Source organism: Saccharopolyspora endophytica, from assembly GCF_018070075.1.
Classification (GTDB): domain Bacteria; phylum Actinomycetota; class Actinomycetes; order Mycobacteriales; family Pseudonocardiaceae; genus Saccharopolyspora; species Saccharopolyspora endophytica.
The window spans coordinates 165,052-181,138 of the sequence record NZ_JAGPXE010000006.1; the positions used below are offsets into that span (position 1 = coordinate 165,052).

Consider the following 16,087-nt stretch of genomic DNA (forward strand, 5'->3'; position numbering starts at 1 on the left):
GCTCCGATGCCCATGCGCAGCCCGTACCCGGATGTCGACGTGCCCGACGTGTCGCTCACCGAGTTCCTGTTCGGAACCGGTGTCGGGAACCACGCCGAAGCGACCGCGCTCGTGGAAGGGACCACCGGGGACGCGATGACTTTCGGGCAACTGCACGCTGCCGTGGAGGGCGTCGCGGCGGGGCTGCACGCCTGGGGAGTCCGGGCGGGCGACGTGATCGCGCTGGTCGGATCGAACTCGCCGCGATGGGTGCTGGCCTTCCACTCAGCGTTGCGCGCCAACACCACCGTGACGACGTGCAACCCGCTCTACACGACAGGGGAGCTGGCGAACCAGCTCACCGACTCGGGAGCTGCTTTCGTCATCACGGAAGGCAAGCTGCGCGAGAAGGTGGTGGAGGCCGCGGCGAAAGCCGGGCTGGACCCGGATTCGGTGTTCACCCTCGATTCGACCGACGGTCACACGAGTCTCGCCGAGCTGGCCGCAGGCGGAGGGGAGGCGCCGGCGCCGGTCACCGGAGCCGAGGGCACCGCGGTGCTGCCGTACTCCTCGGGAACCACGGGCCGCGCCAAAGGTGTCGTGCTGACCCACCGCAACCTCGTCGCCAACGTCCTCCAGTTCGACCGGATGGTGACGTCGACCAGGGGGAGCGCCCAACTCGCGGTGCTCCCGCTGTTCCACATCTACGGGATGACGGTGCTGATGAACCACTGCCTGCACACCCGCGCACCCTTGATCACGATGCCGCGATTCGACCTCGCCGAGATGCTGCGCCTGGTGGACGAGCACCGCGTGCGCAAGCTCTACGTCGCACCGCCGACCGTGCTCGCGCTGGCGAAGGACCGGCTCGTCGACTCCTACGACCTGTCGAGCGTGGAGATGGTCTTCTCCGGCGCCGCACCGCTCGATGGTGACCTCGGCAGGGCGCTCACCGACCGGTTGGGGTGCGCGGTCCTGCAGGGCTACGGGATGACCGAGATGTCACCCGTGTCGCACGCGATTCCGGAGGACCGGCTGGATCTGGATCCGGCGAGCTGCGGATTCGCGCTGCCTGGGATCGAGCACCGGTTGGTCGACCCCGCGACGGGTGAGGACGTCGGCCCCGGAGGGCGCGGGGAGCTGTGGGTGCGGGGCCCGAACGTGATGTCCGGGTACCTGAACAACGCCGAGGCCACCGCGCAGACCCTCGACGCGGACGGTTACCTGCACACCGGCGACGTCGCGACGGCGACGCCGGAGGGCGTGATCACGATCGTCGACCGCGTCAAGGAGTTGATCAAGTACAAGGGCTACCAGGTGCCACCGGCGGAGCTGGAAGCGGTGTTGCTCACCCACCCCGCGGTCGAGGACGCGGCGGTGATCGGAGTCTGCGACGCCCGTGGAGAGGAGGTGCCGAAGGCCTTCGTCGTGCGGAGCGACGGGAGCGCGTTGAGCGCTGACGACGTGATCACGTACGTGGCCGATCGGATCGCCCCGCACAAGAAGGTCCGGGCCGTCGAATTCGTCGACGCGATCCCGAAATCAGCGTCCGGGAAGATCCTTCGCAACCAGCTGCGCGAGGCCGAACTCCGGCCCTGAACCGGTCGGCGGCACCGGTGCGTCAACGCATCAGACGGGCTGGACGCGTGGCGCTGGTGACGAGCTGGTGGAGGAGTTCGTCGACGATCGCGGGGTGTTCGAGCGGCACCATGTGACCCGCGTTCGGGATCATCTCGAGCCGGGCGCCCGGTACTTCGCGGGCGATCGCGGCGCTGTGCTCGGGCCGGATGGTCACGTCGTGCTCGGCCCCGACCACGAGCGTGGCGGCGTTGCCCAGCACCGGCAGCGCCGCGCGCTTGTCGAGCGTCAGGAACTCGGGGATGAGCGCCACCAGCGCGTGGACGGGATTCGACCGCGTCAGCTGCAGGACGAAGTCGACCACCGAGGGCGGTACCCGGGAGGCGAACGCGAAACCTCGCGCCACCGCGAGGGCGGCGTTCCTGAGGGCCCGGCAGGAGACCGAGGTGAGCCGCAGCCGGTCGATGGCGGCCAGCACGAGGTTGGCCGCCTCGGGCGGCAGCACAGCCCGCCCGTTGACCGGCGCGGCCGCCGTCGTCACCAGCCCGACCCCGACCACGCGGTCGCCGAAGAGCTCCGGGCGCTGCTCGGCGAGCGCCATGACCGCCATGCCGCCCATCGAGTGCCCGACCAGCACGACCGGCCCCTGCGGGACGGCCTGGTCCAGCACCGCGGCCAAGTCGTTGCCGAGCTGGTCGAGGGTGAGTCCGTCCAACCCGCCCACCGCGGACCGGCCGTGGCCCCGGTGGTCGTAGGAGACCACGCGGGCGTGGCGGGCGAGCGAAGCGCGCTGGAAGTGCCAGAAGTCGTTGTCGGCCAGGTATCCGTGGCAGAGCACCACGGTCACCGGCGCACCCGGATCGCCGTCGACGTCGACGTGCAGGGGGACCCCGTCGGCAGCGGTCACGAGCGCGGCATCGACGTCGGCGAGGGCTTCTCGCGCGGGTTGGGCCGGCGCGGACTCGGCGGCCCGGAGGGCGAGGCCGGACAGCGACTCGCGCGCACGTCGGACCGCCCACCGGACCCGCGCGCCGACGGGCGCTTGCGCGCCCCAGGGCGGGCTGATCACCACGCGCGCACGCTCTTCGCGTCGGGAGCGGCGGCCTGCGGCTCGTCCGACCCGCAGGCCGTCCGGGTGCTGCCGATGCGGCAGGTCAGCCGCACGTCCCATGCGGGCCCGGGGGAGGGGCGGCCCGCGTTGTGCAGTTCGCTCACGTGCGCCTTCCGTGTCGGGGACAGATCCGGCCACCACCGCCGCACAAGACGACAGCCGGCTGAACGAAGCGCCGTGACCAAACCGTGATGCTCACCCGAATGTAACCGACGGTTATCTCCAGTTCAAACAACTACCTCGAATGGGCTAACAGTCATTTCATGTTCGGAGAGGAATGGCTCCAGTGAGTGACGAGTGCCTTACGCTGTTGATTCACGCGGTGGGATCAGTGCGGAGTGAAATCAATTCGATCTGGGCCACGGAGCCGCATGATCCTGCACCTGATCAACGCCACTGGGCCCGCCCTGCCGCTGAGCAGCACCTGGCGGACAAAGCCCCGAGGCTCGGGAGCGGCGGGAGTGGGGGAGGATTGTCGGGTTGCCCGCTTCGCGAGGTGGTGTCCTCCTGTTGGTGTGCGACGAGCTTGGTCCACCACACCACGGAGCGGGACGCATGACGCCTAGGTCGCAGGACGATGACTTCTGGCAGGAGCGCCGGATCTGCTTCCTCGCCACGCAGCGTCCCGACGGCAGCCCGCACCTCGTCCCCGTCGGCGCCACGTTCGATCCTGAAACCGGCATCGCGCGCGTCATCAGCAGCGCTGCGACCAAGAAGGTGCGCAACGTCCTGGCGGGCGGTCCGGCTATGACGGTCGCTGTCAGCCAGGTCGAAGGGCGGCGGTGGAGCACGCTGGAAGGCACTGCGCTGGTCAAGGACGATCCGGAGTCCGTCGCCGAAGCCGAACGGCGTTACGCCCAGCGCTACCGGCAGCCTCGCCCCAACCCCGATCGCGTGGTCATCGAGATCACCGTCACCCGCGTGATGGGCAACGTGCGCCCTCCCGGCTGGTGACCGCTCGGCGGTCAGGCATCGACGACCGTTTCGGCCGGTCGGGGTGCTTGGCGGCCGAAGGGCGTCATGATCGCGACGTTGAACCAGCCGAGGAAGGCGCCGAGCAGCCCGCCCAGCACCGCGGGCACCGAGGTGATCAGCGGCAGCAGGACGCTGTCGGCGGGCAACGACAGGCCGCCGAAGTTCGTGTAGGTCCCGATGAAGTACGTGGCCAGGCCCATGGACAGGCCGTTGAAGTAGGGGAGGCTCCCGGTGTCCTGCGCGAACGGCAGGAGCTGCATCACGTAGATGAGCGGGACCAGGGCCAGCGGAAGGCCCACGAACCACGCCACGTCACCGCCGGCGACGATCGCGGCATCGCCCACGATCGTGCCGACGAACAGCGAGAAGATCAGTGCGATCGCCGCGCTGACGACGCCGCTCAGGAACGACGGGACGATGACGCGGAGCGCCGCCGGCTTCGCGCCCAGGGCGAAGTACTCCGCCCACACGATGAACGCCAGCCACAACGGCAGCGACCACGTGCCCAGCCACAGGCCGAAAGGCAGGGCGACGGCGACGGTCACCGGCACGGCCACCCACAGGGGAATGGACTTCATCGCTGCTCCTCCAGAGGATCGACTTCGTCGACCGACCTCGCGCTGTGCCGGGCCCGGCCCGCACGTCGCATCGTTGGTGAACGCGGGCCAGCGGTGTCGAACGAGCAGGCCCCGTTCAGACCGCGGGGCCCTCGTGGCCGGTCGAGAAACCGTCGAGTGGGTCGGTGTCAGACTTCCACCCGCAGGTCCAATGCGCACTCCGCGTACGACGAAAGTGGCGTTGTCGTCGACAATCTCGCACCACAAGTGTCGAGATCTGCACGCGTAGGCGAACGCTTTTCGCGCTCAGGGCGAAGATGGTGACGCCCGGCGCTGTGACGCAGCGTTGTGCTGATCTTCCCCGTCGAACCGCGGCGTCTGGTCGTTCGAAGCCGAGCGGTGACTGCGTCGAACCTCGTTCGGTCGAGCCCGTTCGAATCGGCGCGCTGAGCGGCCGATTCGAACGGCCGGGTCACTCGGTGCCGATCCGCGCGATGGCGGTGTAGACGCAGGAGTGCTGCGGTTCGAAGTTGCTCGCCTCGGGGCGCCACTGCTGCGCGAAGACGAGGCCGGGATCGACCAGGGGCGCGTCGCCGAGCAGGGTGCGGACCTCGGCGTGCGTCCGCGCGTAGGTCGGGGTGGCCATCGCCTGGCTGAGCCTGGCCGCTTCACCGCCGTCGATGGCGGGTTCGTCGTCGGTCACGTGCGAGAGGATGTGCACGCTGCCGGCCGGCAGCTTCTCCCAGTAGCGGCGCACGAGCTCCGCGGTGTGCTCGGTGCCCGGGAAGTACTGCAGGACGAGCAATGTCAGCAGGGCGATCGGACGATCGAAGTCCAGCAGGCCCGCGACCTCGTGCGCGGCGCAGACTTCATCGACGTTGCGCAGGTCGGCTTGGAGGATCGTGGTCGTCGCGTTCTCGCGCAGCAGGTTGCGGCTGTGGGCGACGGCGACCGGTTCGCTGTCGACGTAAGCCACGCGTGCGTACGGATTGCCTCCCTGAGCCACTTCGTGGACGTTGCCGACGGTGGGAATGCCGGAGCCGAGGTCGAGGAACTGGTCGATCCCATTGGCCAGGCACCACTGCACCGAGCGGCGCAGGAAGGAGCGGTTGGCGAGGGCGGCGGCGGGCACTCCGGGAACGGCGGCGACGATCTTGTCGCCGACCTCGCGGTCCACCGCGAAGTTGTTCGCTCCGCCCAGCCAGTAGTCGTAGACCCTCGCCGCGCTGGCCTTCGACAGGTCCAGCTCCGCGAGGTCCGCGGGGTCGATCGTCGAGTCGTCCAGCGTCACAGCTCTCTCCTTCGTCCGAGCGGGTGTCGCGGCTGATCATGCGCGAGACCCCCGGCGCTGCACAACGCCCTCGCGCCGAACGTCGGAACTGGTACGGGAGCCCTCCGGTACCACCCGCGTTCGCGGGAGCGGGCTCGATGAAATCCGGGGTCCGGGGCCCTCACCGGGTGCGGCGGCGAGCTCGGTCTCCCGCGCGCAGTGGCTTCGGGGAGCACCTTCGCACCCGTCTGGAATCCCAGACGCCGAGGTCACCTCGGGCATTGCTCCGGGGTTCGTCGCGGCGACTAATGGAACGCACTGAAATCGACGGGGTGAGGAGTGGCGCATGGCCGGTGGCTTGCAGGTCGAGCGGAGATCGATCGACCCGATCCCCGAGAGCGAACGGCACGGCAGCCCGCGCAGCCTCTTCACCTTGTGGTTCGCCGGCAACATGCAGATCACCTCGGCGGTGACCGGTGCGCTGACCGTGCTCGTAGGGCTGCATCCGCTGTGGGCGCTGGTGGCCATCGCGATGGGCAACGCCGTCGGCGGGGTACCGATGGCGTTGCACGCGGCTCAGGGGCCCAAGCTGGGCATCCCGCAGATGATCCAGAGCCGCGCCCAGTTCGGCGTGTACGGCGCCGTGTTACCGCTGGTGCTCGTGGTGCTGATGTACCTCGGGTACTTCGCCAGCGGAAACGTGCTGGGCGGGCAGGCGCTCTCGGCGATCACCGACCTGCCGGTGGACCTGAGCATCGTGCTCTACGCGGCGCTGTCGGCGACGATCGCCATCGTCGGGTACCAGCTGATCCACCGCTTCGGCTGGTTGGCGTCGACGGTGTCGGTCGTGATGTTCGTGTACCTGACCTTCCGCCTGGTCACCACGCAGGACCTCGGGCCGGTGCTGGCCAACGCGGAGCTGGACGTGCCCGCGTTCCTGCTCGCGCTGTCGCTGACGGCCTCGTGGCAGCTCACGTTCGGTCCCTACGTCGCCGACACCTCGCGGTACCTGCCCTCGAACACCTCCGTGCGCGCGACGTTCTGGTGGACCTACGGCGGCACGGTGCTCGGTGCCAGCTGGGCGATGTCGTTCGGTGCGCTCGCGTACGCGGTGGCGGGCAAGGCGTTCAAGGGCCACGAGGTCGCCTACGTGGTGGGCCTCGGGGGTGAGGCGCTGGTGCTGCCGCTGCTGCTGGCCATCTCGCTGGGCAAGCTCACCATCAACGTGCTCAACATCTACGGCGGCTACATGACGGTGGCCACCACGATGAGCGCCTTCACCCGCAAGGTCGGGCTGTCCCCGGCGACACGGATCGGCTACATCGCGCTGGTCGGTGTGCTCGGCGGGGTGATCGCGGTGCTGGGGCGCGGTGACTTCCTGTCGAACTTCGTGCTGTTCCTGCACTTCCTGCTCTACTTCCTGACCCCGTGGAGCGCGATCAACCTGGTCGACTTCTACCTGCTGCGCAAGGAGAAGTACGACCTGGAGGCGATGTACGACCCCGACGGCGCCTACGGACGCTGGTGCGCGCCCGCGCTGATCGCCTACTTCCTCGGCATCGCGGTGCAGATCCCCTTCTCCCACGTGGACGGTGTTTTCACCGGTCCCCTGGTGGAGTTCATGGGCGGCGCCGACATCGCGTGGCTGCTCGGCCTGCTGATCCCGGGCGTCATCTACTGGGCCGCGATGCGCAAGCGCATCCGGGAAGCGCTCCCGACGGCTTGACGAGCACGGGGAGGCGCTGGTGCCGAAGGCCCGAGCTCTGCGCGGCGTCCCCACGTCGGAGCTGCCGGTTGTTCTGCAAGAACATCGCGGTGCCCAGGTCGGCCGTTCTGCCGCCCAGGCTTGGTCCCGGCCGTGGAGCATCCGTGGCACTGCGCAGTTCGCCAGGGGGCGCTTGCCGAGATCGGCCGCGACCTACGTAGGAATCTCGGTAGTTCTGCCGTGGTCGAGCGAAAGGCCGTAAGGGAGGTTGGAGCGCATCAGAACCGCACTCGACATCACGTCAGAAAGTTCGACCATGTCCTCGTCCCGAATCACCGGCCACGCACCGCAACAGACATCACACGTGTATCGCAACCCGTGCACCGGCACCTGGATCTGCGACTCCGTGGGCACCCGCGCCCGGCCTGGCCCCGACAGCGCTCGCACTGTCTGCCGGACCCACCTCGAGGCGGTCCGCGTGGCGGTGACCACGGCTCCCGCGCCCCGGGAAGGAACAGCGGCTCACCGGGATTGAGCCGGACGGGAATCAGGGCTGTGGTCCGCGCGGACGTAGGCGGCGATCTGAGCCCGCGACGTGTAGCCCAGCTTGGTCAGGATGTTCTCGACGTGCGCTTCGGCGGTGCGCGGCGAGATGACCAGGTGCTCGGCGATCTCCCGGTTCGTCAGTCCCTCCGCCACGAGTCGTGCGACCTGCCGCTCCCTGCGGGTCAGCGGCGATGAAGGGGCAGTGCGGGTCTGCCGAGGTGTCCCGAGCGCGTGGTCGACGGTGGCGTCCGGTGAGAGGTGGCCGCCCGCGGTGTGCTCCGCTTCGAACCGCGCATCGCCCAGCGCCTCCCGCAGGGTCGCGGTGTAGTTCTCGTGGGCCTGCAGGTAAGTGGCGAATCCGAACATGGGCTGGCCGATCGGCACCCAGAGCTCCCGGTTCGCGCCCATGAGCCGCGCTGCGCGCCGGTGCTGGCCGGATTCCGCCAGCATCCAGACCAGCACCTCCACGCAGCAGGGGATGCCGAGCCAGTCGCCGAGGTCCCGCTTGATCTCGATGGCCTCGCGCAGCGCCGCCGTGGCGAGGATGTCGTCGGACCGGGTCCAGCCGATGAGTCCCAGCACCCACAGCGCCCAGGTCGCCGCCCAGCATTCGCCGATGCCCCGGCTGAGCCGGCGGCATTCCTCAGCGATCTTCTCGGCCTCCCGGTCGTCGCCCTCGATCAGGCGCAGCCATCCGTGGGCGGCCAACCCGATCAGCGACTCCGAGTCCTCAGCTCCGAGCGACCGATACGTCGCTCGGGCACCGGACAGCAGCGCCTCCGCCTCGTCGAGTTCGTCGCCGAGCAGCTTGTTGACGCCGAGGAACAGCTCGGCTCGGGCGAGCGTCACCTGATCGCCATGTCGCCGGGCGGCGTCGATGCACTCGGTCAAGATCGCCGAGGAACCGGTCGGTTCGCCCTGGACCTGGCGAACCCACCCCGCCACCCAGAGCGCCTCGGCCCGCAGCGGCGTGTCGGCGTGGAGCGCGGCGACGGCCTTGTCGATCCATTCCCTGCCCTCGCGCCCGGCGCCCATGACCCAGAGGTGGCGCAGGTCGACCGCCGTCCGCACGGCGGCGGACGGGTCCGCGTCGTCGTCGAAGCCGAAGCGGAGCGCTTCCCGGAAGTTGACCTGCTCGCGCCGCAACATCGAGGACCACTCCCGCTGCCGCGGTCCCGACCAGTCGTGGCAGGCGTGGGCCGCCAGCTCGGCGAAGTGGTGCGCGTGCCGGCGGCTCACGTCGAGCTCGGCGTCGCTGCCGCGGAGGAGCTCCCGGCCGAACTGCCTGATGGTCTCCAGCATGTGGTACCGGGCTCCGGCGCTGTGGACCTGTCGGAGCACGACCGATTTGCTCACCAGGCCCGTCACCGCGTCGGTGGACTCCTGCGCGGTCAGGGAGTCGTACCCGATGACGGCGAGGGCCGCGTCGAGGTCGAACCCACCGGGGAAGACCGACAGCCGCGCCCACGCGGTCTGCTCGGCGGGCGAGCACAGCGCGTAGCTCCACTCCACTGCGGCGCGCAGCGTTTGGTGGCGGGCCGGTGCGCCCCGGACCACGGTGGACAGCGCCTGGAACCGGTCTTCGAGGCGATCCAGCATCTCGTTGACGCCCATCGACTGCAGCTGCACCGCGGCGAGCTCGATGGCCAGCGGCATCCCCTCGAGCCGGGCGCACAACCTGGCGATGGCCTCGTGGTTCTCGGCATCGAGGGTGAACCCGCGTACCGCGGCTGCCGCCCGTTGGACGAACAGCTCGACGGCTTCGTACTCGAGCGGGTTCCCGTCCCCTCCACCTTCGTCGGAGCTGGTGAAGCTGAGCGGTGGAACGGGGACGACGTGCTCCCCGGGGACGTGCAGCGCTTCGCGGCTGGTCGCGATGATGCGCACCCCGGGCGCCGCGCGCAGCACGGCGGCGATCACGTTCCCGCACGCGTCGAGCAGGTGCTCGCAGTTGTCGATGATCAGGAGCAGCGACTTGTCCTGCAGGTGCTCGATCAGCACCTCCTCGGAGGACTCCGCCGATCGGTCCGGGACGCCGAGGGCGTCGATGATGGCGTGATCGGTCAGCGCCGGATCGCGGAGCTCGGCGAGCTCGACGAGCCAGACGCCGTCGGCGAAAGCCCGGTGCGCGGTTTCGCCGACGCGAATTGCCAACCGGGTCTTGCCCATTCCGCCGGGGCCGAGCAGCGTCACCAGCCGGGCGGAACCGAGCAGCGCGCGGATCTCGCCGACCATCGCCCGCCGACCGACGAAGCTGGTGACGGTCTCCGAGCCGGGGAGATTGCCCAGACGCCGGGTCATGCCACCACCAGCTCACGATCAGCTCGCAGTGACGCACGTCACTGCAGCCTCAAGTGTAGTCCCCGGCCAACCGGCCACCGCGATCCGCTCCGTCCCCAGCAGCGGCCTCCATGTGTTCTTCACGCACACCCGTCGACGGTGGGCATGGGCGTTCGCGGGTGCACCGGCTGGTTCCATCGATCGAAGTTGAACTGGACCTAGCCAGCCGACGCGGTCGCAAACAATGTTGGTTACCCAGGTCACCCAACCCGTCCAAAGGAGTACCGGGCATGGTGAACAAGCGCAGCGCGGGCGATGCCTCGTACCGCAGACGCATGTCGAGGGTCGCGATGGCGAGCTTCGTCGGCACGACCATCGAGTGGTACGACTTCTTCCTGTACGGAACTATGGCTGCTCTCGTGTTCAGCCAGCTGTTCTTCACGAAGCTGGACCCAGCGACCGGAACCATCGCCTCGTTCGCCACCTTCGCCGCCGGATTCCTGGCCCGCCCGCTCGGTGGAATCGCGTTCGGTTACTTCGGAGACCGAGCGGGGAGGAAGGCATCCTTGATCGCCTCCCTCAGCCTGATGGGCATCTCGACGTTCCTCATCGGGATCCTCCCCACCTACAGCTCGATTGGCATCCTCGCGCCGATTCTTCTTTCGATCTTCCGGTTGGTGCAGGGTTTCGCGCTCGGCGGGGAATGGGCCGGAGCTGCGGCTCTCGCGACCGAACACGCCGATGAGGGCAAGCGCGGGTTCTACGGCGGATGGGTGCAGCTCGGATCTTCGGCGGGCAGTGTTCTGGCCACTGCGACGGTGCTGCTCCTGAGCGCGCTGCTGGACGAGGACTCGTTCCTCTCCTGGGGGTGGCGAGTGCCCTTCCTGCTCAGCGCGGTGCTCGTCGTCGTCGGCATGTTCATCCGGCTGAAGGTGGAGGAAACCCCGGTCTTCCAGCAGATGAAACGGGAAGGCCGTCGCGGTCGGATGCCGCTGGCGGCGGTTGTGCAGCGGCAGTGGAGAACTGTGCTGCTCGTCGTCGGAATGCATCTGGCGAACACCACGATCGCCTACCTCACCGGCGTGTTCCTGCTGTCCTACGGAACGAAGCAGATCGGTATGGAGTCCAACACCGTCCTGCTGGCGAAGCTGACCACGGGTCTGATCCTCGTGACCTTGGTGTCCATGCCGGCGGCCGCGCTCGGCGACCGCATCGGGCGGCGGCCGGTGTACCTGGCCGGAACGATCGGGTTGGTCGTCGTCGCCTTCCCGGCGCTCTGGCTGTTCGACACCGGAAACTTCGCGCTGGTGTTCATCGCGGTCCTTCTGCTCGGTCTGGCGAACGTGCTGATGTACCAGACCCAAGGCGCGTTCTTCACCGAGATCTTCGCACCAGATATCCGCTGCACCGGCGCGGCGCTCGGCGTCCAGGTCGCCACCGTGATCGGCGGGGGTACCGCCCCGATCATCGCCACCTCGTTGATCCTGTTCAGCGCCGGGAATTCCTGGCCTGTCTCCGTCTACCTGATCGTCATCGGGCTCATCTCCACCGCGTGCACCTTGTTGGTCAAGGAGAGCCGTCCCGCGCGGACGGGCACTCAGGTCGCTGCGGAGGGCGCGCTCTCCCGGTGAGGAGGTGCCGACGCATGACCGGTGGAACACCGTGCACACCGACGAAGAAGTGGAAGGGAAGTACCGTGGTTGACCAACGCACCGTCATCTATCCCGCCAAGAACGTGCGGACCATGGACCCCGCGCGGCCGGAGGCCGAAGCCGTGGCGGTGCGCGGCGAGCGCATCCGCGCGGTGGGCACCGCCGCCGAACTGCGCGAGTACTCGGGGGCGGTGGTCGACGACCGCTACGCCGACGCGGTGCTGCTGCCCGGATTCGTTGAGGCTCACAGCCATGCGGGTTCAGGCGGGATGTGGGACAAGGTCTACGTCGGTCGATTCGATCGGACCTCCCCGGACGGCCGGTTGTGGCCCGGTTGCCCCACCGTGGCCGATGTTCTCGAACGGTTGCGCGAGGCCGAACAGCGGCTCCCCGCAGATCAGTCGGTACCGCTACTGGCATGGGGTCTGGACCCGATCTACTACCCGCACGAGACCTTGACCGCGCGTGAGCTGGATGCGGTTTCCACTGGTCGGCCGGTCCACCTCTTGCACGCCAACGGCCACCTCGCGACGGTCAACTCGGCCGCGCTCGAGGTGGGCGGCATCGGCCGGGACACCCAGGTGGAGGGCGTGGTCAAGCACGCCGATGGCACGCCGACCGGGGAGCTTCAGGAGTGGGCGGCGATGTCGCTGGTGCAGCACGAGATCGGCGGCGGCATCACCGGAGGGATCACCGCTGAGGCGATCCGCTGCTTCGGCCAGGACGCGGTCAACACCGGTACCACCACGCTGACCGACCTCGGCTCGACGATGTTGATGTCGGACGAGACGATGGCGCCGTACCTGGAGGCGGTGACCGAGGAGTTCCCAGCTCGGCTCTCGGTGTTCCTCTTCGGAGCGGGAAAAGGTGGGGTGCCACCCGGAGAGGCCGCCGCGCGGTTGCGGGACCTGCGCGAGCGCAGTACCGGCAAGCTGCGCATGGGTCACGTGAAGCTGATGCTCGACGGGTCCATTCAAGGGTTCACGGCACGACTGCAGGAGCCCGGCTACCTCGGTGACCAGCCCAACGGGATCTGGGTCGTCTCACCCGTCGAGTTCGAGGCCGCGCTGAGCGCGTACCACGAGGCCGGGCTGCTGGTGCACGTGCACTGCAATGGCGATCAGGCCACCGAACTGTTCCTGAGAATCATGGAGAAGGTTCTGGTCGCACACCCGCGCCCGGATCACCGCCACACCGTCACCCACTCGCAGATGACCACGCCCGCGCAGTACAAGCGGATGGCGGCCCTCGGGATGTGCGCGAACATCTTCGCCAATCACATCTGGGCGTGGGGGGACCAGCACATCGACATCACCGTCGGCCCTGACCGCGCCGCCCGGATGAACGCCACGGCTACTGCGCTGTGCTGCGGGGTGCCGGTGTCACTGCACTGCGACACACCGGTCACGCCTTTGTCGCCGCTGAAAACGGTGCAGCACGCGGTGACACGACGCACGGTGTCAGGCCGGGTCATGGGTGAGCACGAGCAGATCACCGTCGACGAGGGCTTGCGCGCGGTGACCCTCGGCGGTGCGTACCTGCTCAAGATGGATCACGAGGTCGGATCGCTGGAACCCGGCAAGTTCGCCGACATGGCGGTGGTGGGCGCCGATCCGCTGGCGATTCCGGCCGACGAGGTCGGTGACATCGACGTGCTGGGCACCGTCGTCGGCGGCGCGCACCACGCATCGACCGTCCACCGGGCCTGACATGACCGCGCGCCTGACCGTCCTCGGCGGCTACCTCGGAGCGGGCAAGACGACCCTGCTGAACGGCCTGCTGGCCACCGCCGATGGGTCGCGGATCGCGGTGGTGGTGAACGACTTCGGGTCGGTCAACATCGACCGAAGGTTGATCACCTCGGCCACCCGAGACACCGTCGAGCTGGCCAACGGCTGCATGTGCTGCAGTCTGCAGGACGACACCAGTGCCGTGATGACGCGTTTGGCGGCGCGCGACGACCTGCGTCACGTCGTGGTGGAGACCAGTGGTGTCGGTGACCCAGCAGCGTTGCGGTCCTGGGGAAACTACCCGGGTTTTGCGCCCGGGAGCACGGTGGTCTGCCTGGACAGCACCTCGGCCGCTCCGCTGCTGCGCGACGAGTTCGTCGGTGACACCGCGACCCGGCAGCTCGCCCGCGCGGACGTCGTGGTGTTGACCAAGGTTGATTTGGCTCGGTCGGGGCAGCTCGCGGACGCCTGGCGATGCTGCCGCGAGCACGCGCCCGATGCCCAGGTGTTGGAGTCCGAGCGCGGTGACCTGCGCCTCGAGGACTTGATGCTGGGTTCCGCCGGGCCGATGAACGCGGCCGCGGGCGAACCGGATTCGCACCGGTCGGTGCACCGCAGCGCCGTCGTGACCGGTGCGCGTCCGGTGGACCGCGACGCGTTGCTGCGGGCGCTGCACGAGCTTCCGGCTTCGGTGGTCCGGGTCAAGGGTCTGGTCCGCTGCAGCGACAGCCCGTTGAGCCGGACCGTCGTCCAGTGTTCTGGTGGGCGGGTGTCGGTCACCGTCGAAGGCGCCTGGCTGGAGGCGGACTCCAGCGAATTGGTGATCATCGCCGCCGGCGAGGCGGCCGATGCCGATCTGCGGTCGGTGGCGAACCGACTCGCCGAGGTGCTGACCGTGCAAGGTTCGGCCTAGGCGCTGTTGAGGAATTGCGTTGCTTGGCGGTGACGGCAGCAGACCCTGAGCGGCTCCGCTGCGTTGTTCACGCGGCACTTGGTCGGGGCGCCGGGGCAGCAGGTACGAGTGAGAGGTTCCGAAGCGATCCGTGGAAGATCTCCTTGGCGGCATCGCGCAGGTGGGCGACGTCCGAGCGGACGCGCCCACCTGCGTCGGCGGTCAGGCGGGTACGTCCGCCTCGACGTCGGCGAGCATGCCGTCGATGCCGGAGAGCAGTTCGCCGATGACCTCATCTCCGGAGATCAGCGGTGGCGAGACCATCAGCATGGTGGCGCCGCGGTCGTCTCCTCGCAGGATCACGCCTGTGCGGGCGAAGGCCTTCGGCAAGACCTCCTGGAGCACGCGCGTGGACTGCTCGTCGGTGAGTTCGCGGCCGGTGCTGCGGTCGGCCATCAGCTCGATCGCGTAGAAGAACCCGGTTCCGCGGACGTCCTTGACGCACCGGTGCGCGCGCTGGAGCGAGTCGAGTCCGGCGCGGAGCTGCGGGCCGCGGTGCTCGACGTTGGACAGCACCGATTCCTCGCGCATCGCGTTGATCGTGGCGGCGGCGACAGCGGTGGCCACCGGGTGGCCACCCCACGTGGCGCCGTGGGTGAAGCCCGTCCGTTCGCCGTGGTCGAACAGTTGCTCGATCACCGGTTCGCGGACGATGACACCGCCGAGCGGGGCGTAGCCGGCCGTGGATCCCTTCGCGAAGGTGATCAAGTCCGGGGTGACGCCGTAGCGGGCGCTGCCGAACCAGGATCCCAGTCGTCCGAAGGAGCAGATGACCTCGTCGGAAACAAGGAGAATGCCGTTCTGGTCGCAGATGCGTCGCAGCTCGGGCCAGTAGCCATCGGGCGGGACGAGCGCGCCTCGCCCGTTCTGCACGGGTTCGGCGAAGATCGCCGCGATGGTCTCCGCACCCTCCTCGGCGATGACGCGCTCGATGCTGCGCACGCAATCCAACTCGGCGGCCGGGCCGCAGTCTCCGGTCAGCCCCAGGGTGTTCGGCACGTGCCGAACACCCTCGAGCAGCGGCTCGAACGGTGCTCGGATCTTGGGGATGCCGGTGACCGACAGGGCGCCCATGGTGGTGCCGTGGTAGGCCATGTTCCGGCTGATGATCTTCGTTCGCTGGGGTTCGCCCTTGCTGGCGTGGTACTGACGGGCGAGCTTCAGGGCGCTCTCGACCGCCTCCGAACCGGAGTTGACGAAGAACGTCGTGGTGAGATCGCCGGGGGCGAGCTCGGCGATGAGGGAGGCTGCCTCCACCGCGGGTGGATGAGCCGAGCCCCAGTTGGTCGAGTAGGGCAGCAGGTCCATCTGCTTGCTGGCTGCCGAGACGATGTCACCGCGGCTGTGGCCGAGGTTGGCGCAGAACAGCCCGGACAGCCCGTCGAGGAAGCGGCGGCCCTCGCTGTCGAAAAGGTGGCAGCCTTCGCCGCGCACGAACACGGGCATCTCCGCGGCACGCCACCGTTGTCCGCGGGTGAAGTGCGGCCCGAGATGACGGCGGGCCTTGTCCCTGAGCTCTGCGGTGTCCACGCTTCCTCCTTCGTTGGCTGCGGACGGTCACGGCGGGTCTGGTGCCTGGTGATCGGGGCGACCGCTGCCGCTACCTCCACGATGGTCAGCGCGCACTGCGCAGGGCAGGGCCAGAAAGAGGGCGTTTCGGGGGGTCCAGCCGGTCCCGTGACTGGACCTGTCGGCGTGACGCGTTCTGGTGCTTCTCGCGGGTCCAGCTCGTTCGTCAGCCTTGTCGCACCC

Annotated in this window: 12 protein-coding genes; 6 read left to right on the top strand and 6 right to left on the bottom strand. The window is 68.8% G+C overall.

All coding sequences use genetic code 11. The features are described from left to right. The first annotated feature begins 6 nt into the window (after window positions 1-6). The gene (locus KBO27_RS16240; protein WP_210970830.1) at window positions 7-1,578 is read left to right on the top strand and encodes an AMP-binding protein; all 1,572 of its coding nucleotides are present in this window, start codon (window positions 7-9) and stop codon (window positions 1,576-1,578) included. A gap of 22 nt (window positions 1,579-1,600) precedes the next feature. On the opposite strand, the gene KBO27_RS16245 is transcribed toward KBO27_RS16240, so the two are convergent. Together KBO27_RS16245 and KBO27_RS16250 are read right to left on the bottom strand one after the other, a co-directional pair. Further along, the gene (locus KBO27_RS16245; protein ID WP_210970831.1) at window positions 1,601-2,629 is read right to left on the bottom strand and encodes an alpha/beta fold hydrolase; all 1,029 of its coding nucleotides are present in this window, start codon (window positions 2,627-2,629) and stop codon (window positions 1,601-1,603) included. Beyond that, window positions 2,623-2,772: a hypothetical protein gene (locus KBO27_RS16250; protein WP_210970832.1), complete on the bottom strand. Its 150-nt coding sequence runs from the start codon at window positions 2,770-2,772 to the stop codon at window positions 2,623-2,625. Before KBO27_RS16250 ends, KBO27_RS16245 begins: the two co-directional genes overlap by 7 nt. Before the next feature lie 451 nt (window positions 2,773-3,223). Between KBO27_RS16250 and KBO27_RS16255 the strand changes: the two genes are divergently transcribed. Continuing rightward, on the top strand, window positions 3,224-3,622 hold the full coding sequence (locus KBO27_RS16255; protein WP_210970833.1) for a pyridoxamine 5'-phosphate oxidase family protein: 399 nt from the start codon (window positions 3,224-3,226) through the stop codon (window positions 3,620-3,622). A gap of 11 nt (window positions 3,623-3,633) precedes the next feature. Here KBO27_RS16255 and KBO27_RS16260 read toward each other — a convergent pair whose 3' ends face one another. Continuing rightward, window positions 3,634-4,221 (bottom strand): DUF1097 domain-containing protein, encoded by a 588-nt coding sequence (locus tag KBO27_RS16260; RefSeq protein WP_210970834.1) that lies wholly within the window; start codon window positions 4,219-4,221, stop codon window positions 3,634-3,636. A gap of 451 nt (window positions 4,222-4,672) precedes the next feature. Further along, complete coding sequence (locus KBO27_RS16265; protein WP_210970835.1) at window positions 4,673-5,491, bottom strand: SAM-dependent methyltransferase; 819 nt, start codon at window positions 5,489-5,491, stop codon at window positions 4,673-4,675. A gap of 325 nt (window positions 5,492-5,816) precedes the next feature. Between KBO27_RS16265 and KBO27_RS16270 the strand changes: the two genes are divergently transcribed. Next, entirely contained in the window at window positions 5,817-7,196 is a 1,380-nt protein-coding gene (locus tag KBO27_RS16270) for a purine-cytosine permease family protein (protein ID WP_210970836.1), read from the top strand. 501 nt (window positions 7,197-7,697) lie between these two features. Here KBO27_RS16270 and KBO27_RS16275 read toward each other — a convergent pair. Then, the gene (locus KBO27_RS16275) at window positions 7,698-10,022 is read right to left on the bottom strand and encodes an ATP-binding protein (protein WP_210970837.1); all 2,325 of its coding nucleotides are present in this window, start codon (window positions 10,020-10,022) and stop codon (window positions 7,698-7,700) included. Window positions 10,023-10,180: 158 nt separating this feature from the next. Between KBO27_RS16275 and KBO27_RS16280 the strand changes: the two genes are divergently transcribed. Genes KBO27_RS16280 through KBO27_RS16290 form a run of 3 tightly spaced genes read left to right on the top strand, consistent with a single transcriptional unit; the run spans window position 10,181 to window position 14,296 of the window. Further along, window positions 10,181-11,632, top strand: coding sequence for an MFS transporter (locus KBO27_RS16280; protein WP_210970838.1), 1,452 nt, complete (start codon window positions 10,181-10,183; stop codon window positions 11,630-11,632). 14 nt (window positions 11,633-11,646) lie between these two features. Next, a complete protein-coding gene (locus KBO27_RS16285) occupies window positions 11,647-13,362 on the top strand; it encodes an amidohydrolase (RefSeq protein WP_210970839.1) in 1,716 nt (571 codons plus the stop codon). A gap of 1 nt (window position 13,363) precedes the next feature. Then, a complete protein-coding gene (locus KBO27_RS16290; RefSeq protein WP_210970840.1) occupies window positions 13,364-14,296 on the top strand; it encodes a CobW family GTP-binding protein in 933 nt (310 codons plus the stop codon). A 201-nt stretch (window positions 14,297-14,497) separates the two neighbouring features. On the opposite strand, the gene KBO27_RS16295 is transcribed toward KBO27_RS16290, so the two are convergent. Then, window positions 14,498-15,865 carry an aspartate aminotransferase family protein gene (locus KBO27_RS16295; RefSeq protein WP_210970841.1) on the bottom strand — a complete coding sequence of 456 codons (1,368 nt, stop codon included), beginning with the start codon at window positions 15,863-15,865 and terminating at the stop codon, window positions 14,498-14,500. Window positions 15,866-16,087 lie beyond the last annotated feature (222 nt).